The organism is Streptomyces recifensis (assembly GCF_002154615.1).
Classification (GTDB): Bacteria; Actinomycetota; Actinomycetes; order Streptomycetales; family Streptomycetaceae; genus Streptomyces; species Streptomyces griseoluteus.
This window is the reverse complement of the sequence record NZ_MUNH01000565.1, coordinates 1-5,241: the sequence shown is the minus strand read 5'-3', so window position 1 is coordinate 5,241 and position 5,241 is coordinate 1. Positions and strand designations below refer to the sequence as shown.

The following is a 5,241-nucleotide window of genomic DNA, read 5'->3' as shown; positions in this document are numbered from 1 at the left end:
GGTCGTAGCCGGGCTTGGTCGCGTAGACCTCGAAGGTGCCCTTGTGCGGGGCGGTCACCCGGTACCTGAAGGTATAGGCGCCGCTGTGCACGCCGGTCGCCGGCCAGTCGGCGCGGGCCAGGTCGAGGCCCTTGAACTCGTCGTTCCCCGCGCTGCACAGCTTGCCGTCGGGGATCAGATCCTGGTGGCGGCCGCCCGCGTCGCCGATCCGGATGCCGTTCCAGTCGTACAGCGCCTGGGTGCCGCCCGCCGCCACGGCCGCCCGGCAGGCCGCCGACTTGGGGGACTCCGGGCCCTCCGCGAAGCACTGGGCGACCCGGCTGACCGGGTCGCCCATCGAACCGTGCGCGGACGCGGGCGCGGTGGCCAGCACGGTCAGGGTCAGCGGCGCCAGGCCGAGCACGGCCGCGGTGGCGGCGGCCCGCAGCCGGGGCATGCGCCGCCCGCGCGGGGTCGAGGGCGTGGCGAAGGGCATCGGAACTCCTCGGAACGGTGGGCCGGCCGGCTGCCGGCAGGGGGCGAGTCCCGTGGGGGGACGGTCAGAAACTAGCCCCGCACGGCGGCGGACCGACCCCCTCCGGCCCGCTTGAGGCGATCTTTATGGTCCGCTTAAGGCCGTGCTCAGACTGGGCTCAGGTCGCTACCGTGCCCGGCATGAACGATCACCCCGAAGCCCCGGTCCGTGCCGCCACGGCCGCCGACGTGCCCGCCGTGCGCGCGGTCACCGACGCGGCCTACCGCCCCTACATCGCGCGCATCGGTGTGGTGCCCCAGCCCATGGAGGCGGACCACATGGCCGATGTCGAAGCGGGGTGTGTCTTCGTCACAGGAGAGCCCGTCACCGGACTCGTGGTCGTCCGCGCTCACCCCGGCCACCTCTTCCTCGACAGCATCGCCGTCCACCCCGACGCCCATGGCCGGGGCGTCGGCGGCCGGTTGCTGCGTTTCGTGGAGGCCCACGCCCGTGCGCTGGGGCTCCCCGAGATCCGGCTCTACACCAACGCCCTGATGTGGGAGAACCAGAAGATCTACCCCCGGTACGGCTACGAGTTGGTGGAACGCCGTGTCGACGGCCCCTACGACCGGCTCCACTACCGCAAGTCCCTGGACCGCGACGGAACCTGATTGTCAGTGGTGGATGGCACGCTTGCCGTATGAGCGACGCGAGCGAGCGGACCGCCGGGGCGGACGTGGACTGGGACGCCCAGGCCGCCGTCTTCGACGACGAACCGGATCACGGCCTGCGCGCCCCGGAGACACGGGCCGCGTGGGCCGAAAGGCTTCGCGGGTGGCTGCCCGGACAGCCCTCGGACGTGCTCGACCTGGGCTGCGGCACCGGAAGCCTCGCGCTGCTCGCCGCCGAACAGGGGCACCGGGTGACCGGCGTCGACGCCTCCCCGGCGATGGTCGAGCGGGCCCGCGCCAAGCTCGCCGGGCAGGACGCGCGGGTCCTGCGCGGGGACGCGGCCCTACCCCCGGTGGCGGAAGAGGGCTACGACGTGATCCTCGTCCGGCATGTGCTGTGGACGCTGCCCCGCCCCGCCGAGGTGCTGCGCCACTGGCGCACCCTGCTGCGCCCCGGCGGCCGGTTCGTGCTGGTCGAGGGCGTCTGGGGAAGCCTCTCCCCGGTAGGGACGCCCGCCGACGAGGTCACCGCCCTGCTGGCCCCCCTCGCCGGGCGGATACGGGTGGAGCCGCTGTCCGGCGACCCGCTGCTGTGGGGCAAGACCGTCACCGACGAGCGGTACGCGGTGCTGGCCGAGATCTGAAGGCTCAGGCCAGGCCCGTGAGACCCTCCGCGCGGGCCAGCACCTCCAGCTCGTCCAGCGCCGACCGGGCGGCGGCCGCCGCCTCCGGGTCCCGCTCGGCCAGCCCGCTCGCGGCGAACTCGTCCTCGTCCAGCCGGAGCACGTCCTTGCCGTCACCGGAGACCCAGAGGTCCAGGTCGAGGTCCTCCACCACGAGTTCGGCGCCGGACCGGACGGCGGGCCGGGTGATGTCGCAGTACCAGCCCTTCAGCGTGCCGTCCTGCGCACGCACCTCCTTGACCGAGTACCAGCGGTCCCGCCAGTAGTGCTCGGTGAACACGTCGCCCAGCTCGAAGCGCACGAACCCGAAGTCCCGCACACCCTCACCCGCCCAGGGGGCGCGCACCGACACACGGATGCCGTCGTCCGCGAGCAGCGCCGCCGGGTAACGGATCTTCGTACGCCCCGCCTTGACGAGGACAACCTCCAACTCATCCGCCCAGTCAGCCGAGTTCGCGGACATACCGCACCTCCGTGGCGCAGAACTCGTAGCCGAGCCACTTGTTGACGGCGATCATCGGGCCGTTGCCCGCGTCGTTCCCGGTGAACGCCTCGGTGTGGCCGGCCGCGCGGGCCCGGTGCAGCGAGTGCAGCTTGACGAGTTTGGCCAGGCCCCGGCCCCGGTGGGCGCGGGAGGTGCCGGTCATCGCGGTGAAGTAGCGGGTGGTGCCGTCGGAGTAGGCCGCGCTGAAGGCGACCGGGCGCCCGTCGGCCACCGCCACCACCGTCAGGTCGAGGTCCAGCAGCGGATGCTCCCAGGTCTCCGCCAGCCACGCCTCGTAGTCGGCGTAGGCGATCGTGACCTCGCCGGGCTCGTCCGCGACGGTCTCGGCGTCCAACTCGAACAGCGGGCGGGGATCGGCCGCGAAGTCGGCGGCGGTGCGCATCTCCACCCCGGCCGGGGACTCCGGGAGCGGCGGGAGGGTGCCGTGCGCCAGGTCGAGGCGGAGGAAGCGGGCCGGGCGGCCGGCCCGGTAGCCGTGCCGCTCGGCGAAGCGCACGCTGGCGGGCTCGTCCAGCACCCAGGAGTACAGCCGGGTGGCGCCCAGCGACGCGAGGTACTCCTCGGCGGTGGCGACCAGCAGATGCCCCGCGCCCCGGCCGGTGCGCTCCGGGTGGACGTGGACGTTGACGTACGCCTGTCCCGGCTCCGTGCTCTCGTGCGCGAGCGCCACCTGCGCGGTGCCGATCACCTCGCCGTCCTCCTCCGCGACCAGCGAGCGGAACCTCGCGTCCGGATGGCTCCGGGTGAGGACATGGCGTACCGACTCCGGGCTGAACAGGATGTAGGGCAGCGCCAGCCGTCGGACCCGGGCGAAGCCCTCGGTGTCGGCCGGCACGTCGGGGCGCAGGTCGCGCACGAGTACGGTCATGAGCAGGCACCGTACGGGCGGGGCCGCCGGAGTGCCTCTCATTTTTCGCCCGGTGCGGGAGAATCGCCCTGTGAGCCTGAAGATCCACATCGATGACAGCGCGCCGCCGTACGAGCAGGTCCGGGCGCAGATCTCCGAGCAGGCGCGGGCGGGCGCGCTCCCGGCCGGGTACCGGCTGCCCACCGTGCGCGGCCTGGCCGAGTCCCTCGGCCTCGCCGTGAACACCGTCGCCAAGGCGTACCGCGCGCTGGAGGCGGACGGCGTGATCGAGACCCGCGGCCGCAACGGCACCTACATCGCCGCCCCCGCCGCCACCCGCGAGGCCAGCACCGCCGCACAGGCGTACGCGGAACGCGCCCGCCGCCTCGGCCTGGACCACGACACCGCCCTGGCCACCGTCCACGACGCCCTCCGCGCCGCCTACGGCACCGACTGACCGGCGCTCACCGCCGCGCCCAGGGCTCCGGTGTCCGCGTGACCTCCAGCCCCGCGCGGCGGGCCAGGCCGCCGAATTCGGCCGCGTCCTTGACCGCCGCGCCTCTCGGGTCGTTGTTGAAGTAGGCGAAGACGTCCCCGCCCTCCGGCCAGGTGGTGGCGATGCGGTCGACCCAGGACTGGAGCGCCTGGGTGCCGTAGCGGGGCCAGGGCTTGGCGCGCCCGCGGTGGAAGCGGACGTAGCCCCAGTCGGCGGTGCGCCACAGCGGGCCGGCCGGGCGGCCCAGCTGGTCCGCCCAGCACAGGGCGGCCTTCCGCGCCTCGAGCACCTCACGGGTCTGCGGGGTCCACCAGGAGTCGTGCCGTGGCTCGACCGCCACCCGGGTCCCGGCCGGGAAGCAGGCCAGGCAGGCGTCCAGCAGCGGGGGGTCCGCGCGCAGGGTCGGCGGGAGCTGGAGCAGCACCGGGCCCAGGTCCGCGCCCAGCCCCTCGGCGTGGCTCATCAGCCGGTGCACCGGCTCCTCGGGGTCCCGCAGCCGCTTGATGTGGGTCAGATAGCGGCTCGCCTTCACCGCCACCACGAATCCCTCGGGCAGCCGGTCCCGCCACGCCTCGAAGTTCTCGCGGGACGGCAGCCGGTAGAAGGCGTTGTTCAGCTCCACCGTGGCGAAGTGCTCCGCGTACTCCTCCAGCCACCGGCGCACCGGCACGCCCGCCGGGTACAGCACGCCCCGCCAGCTCTTGTACTGCCACCCCGACGTACCGACGAACAGGGTCATGGGTCCATCAAAACATCCGCGCGCGGGCCGGGCGGGCGGACGGACCGCGCCCACCGCAACGGCCCACCCCGGGGTGCGGGCCCGCGCGGTTACAGGTACAGCCCCGCGTCCGCCCCGTCCCGCGCCCCCGGCACCGAGGTCGGTGCCGTGCCCCGGCGCAGCGCGTACAGCTCGGCCAGCGTCGAGCCGTCCCGGCCCAGCTCGTTCTGCAGCTCCGGGGCCTGGTCGCCGAGCCAGCTCACCGCCTCCGGGCGGGTCAGCGGCCCCACCTCGATCCGGGCCAGACAGCGGCCGGGCCGGACCACGGCCGGGTGCAGCCGCTCCAGGTCCTCGTTGGTCGTGACCCCCACCAGGACATTGCGGCCCTGGCCCAGCAGTCCGTCGGTCAGGTTCAGCAGCCGGGACAGCGCCTGGCCCGCGGTGTGCCGGGCCTCGCCCCGGATCAGTTCGTCGCAGTCCTCCAGCAGGAGCAGCCGCCAGCGGCCCTTGCCGGTGCCGTCCTCCTCGCCGATGGCGATGTCCATCAGATAGCCCACGTCGGAGAAGAGCCGCTCCGGGTCCAGGACGCAGTCCACCTGGCACCACTCCCGCCAGGACCGGGCCAGCGTGCGCAGCGCGGAGGTCTTGCCGGTGCCCGGCGGGCCGTGCAGCAGCAGGAGCCGGCCCGCGATGTCCTCCGGTGTCGTCTTCATCAGCCGGTCCATCGCCAGGGCCACCGGCGCGGTGTAGTTGGACCGCACCTCCTCCCACGTGCCGGCCGAGATCTGCCGGGTGGTGCGGTGCGGGCCGCGCCGGGGCGAGACGTACCAGAAGCCCATCGTCACGTTGTCCGGCTGCGGGGCGGGC

At 74.0% G+C, this 5,241-nt stretch carries 8 protein-coding genes; 3 read left to right on the top strand and 5 right to left on the bottom strand.

Annotated elements, in window-relative coordinates; all coding sequences use genetic code 11:
• A partial coding sequence (locus CCN33_RS26045) for a lytic polysaccharide monooxygenase (RefSeq protein ID WP_140394678.1) occupies positions 1 to 436 on the bottom strand: 436 nt, incomplete at its 3' end.
• A 218-nt stretch (positions 437 to 654) separates the two neighbouring features.
• On the opposite strand from CCN33_RS26045, the gene CCN33_RS26040 reads away from it, so the two are divergent.
• A complete protein-coding gene (locus CCN33_RS26040) occupies positions 655 to 1,125 on the top strand; it encodes a GNAT family N-acetyltransferase (RefSeq protein ID WP_086695908.1) in 471 nt (156 codons plus the stop codon).
• A gap of 29 nt (positions 1,126 to 1,154) precedes the next feature.
• Positions 1,155 to 1,769 (top strand): class I SAM-dependent methyltransferase, encoded by a 615-nt coding sequence (locus tag CCN33_RS26035; RefSeq protein ID WP_086695906.1) that lies wholly within the window; start codon positions 1,155 to 1,157, stop codon positions 1,767 to 1,769.
• A gap of 4 nt (positions 1,770 to 1,773) precedes the next feature.
• On the opposite strand, the gene CCN33_RS26030 is transcribed toward CCN33_RS26035, so the two are convergent.
• Positions 1,774 to 2,271: a ribonuclease FAU-1 family protein gene (locus CCN33_RS26030; protein WP_086695905.1), complete on the bottom strand. Its 498-nt coding sequence runs from the start codon at positions 2,269 to 2,271 to the stop codon at positions 1,774 to 1,776.
• The gene (locus tag CCN33_RS26025; RefSeq protein WP_167387950.1) at positions 2,252 to 3,181 is read right to left on the bottom strand and encodes a GNAT family N-acetyltransferase; all 930 of its coding nucleotides are present in this window, start codon (positions 3,179 to 3,181) and stop codon (positions 2,252 to 2,254) included. The genes CCN33_RS26030 and CCN33_RS26025 overlap by 20 nt, the downstream gene beginning before the upstream one ends.
• A 70-nt stretch (positions 3,182 to 3,251) precedes the next feature.
• On the opposite strand from CCN33_RS26025, the gene CCN33_RS26020 reads away from it, so the two are divergent.
• Positions 3,252 to 3,617 carry a GntR family transcriptional regulator gene (locus CCN33_RS26020; protein WP_167387949.1) on the top strand — a complete coding sequence of 122 codons (366 nt, stop codon included), beginning with the start codon at positions 3,252 to 3,254 and terminating at the stop codon, positions 3,615 to 3,617.
• A gap of 7 nt (positions 3,618 to 3,624) precedes the next feature.
• Here the strand turns inward: CCN33_RS26020 and CCN33_RS26015 are convergent, their stop codons facing one another.
• The gene (locus CCN33_RS26015) at positions 3,625 to 4,395 is read right to left on the bottom strand and encodes a DUF72 domain-containing protein (RefSeq protein WP_086695903.1); all 771 of its coding nucleotides are present in this window, start codon (positions 4,393 to 4,395) and stop codon (positions 3,625 to 3,627) included.
• 89 nt (positions 4,396 to 4,484) lie between these two features.
• Positions 4,485 to 5,241: DUF5925 domain-containing protein (locus tag CCN33_RS26010; RefSeq protein WP_107483995.1), on the bottom strand; the 757-nt coding region annotated here is incomplete at its 5' end.

Excerpts from the sequence above, each read along its gene's own strand:
- CCN33_RS26015 (WP_086695903.1), bottom strand. The coding sequence starts at position 4,395 with ATGACCCTGTTCGTCGGTACGTCGGGGTGGCAGTACAAGAGCTGGCGG.
- CCN33_RS26040 (WP_086695908.1), top strand. The coding sequence starts at position 655 with ATGAACGATCACCCCGAAGCCCCGGTCCGTGCCGCCACGGCCGCCGAC.
- CCN33_RS26025 (WP_167387950.1), bottom strand. The coding sequence starts at position 3,181 with ATGACCGTACTCGTGCGCGACCTGCGCCCCGACGTGCCGGCCGACACC.
- CCN33_RS26030 (WP_086695905.1), bottom strand. The coding sequence starts at position 2,271 with ATGTCCGCGAACTCGGCTGACTGGGCGGATGAGTTGGAGGTTGTCCTC.
- CCN33_RS26035 (WP_086695906.1), top strand. The coding sequence starts at position 1,155 with ATGAGCGACGCGAGCGAGCGGACCGCCGGGGCGGACGTGGACTGGGAC.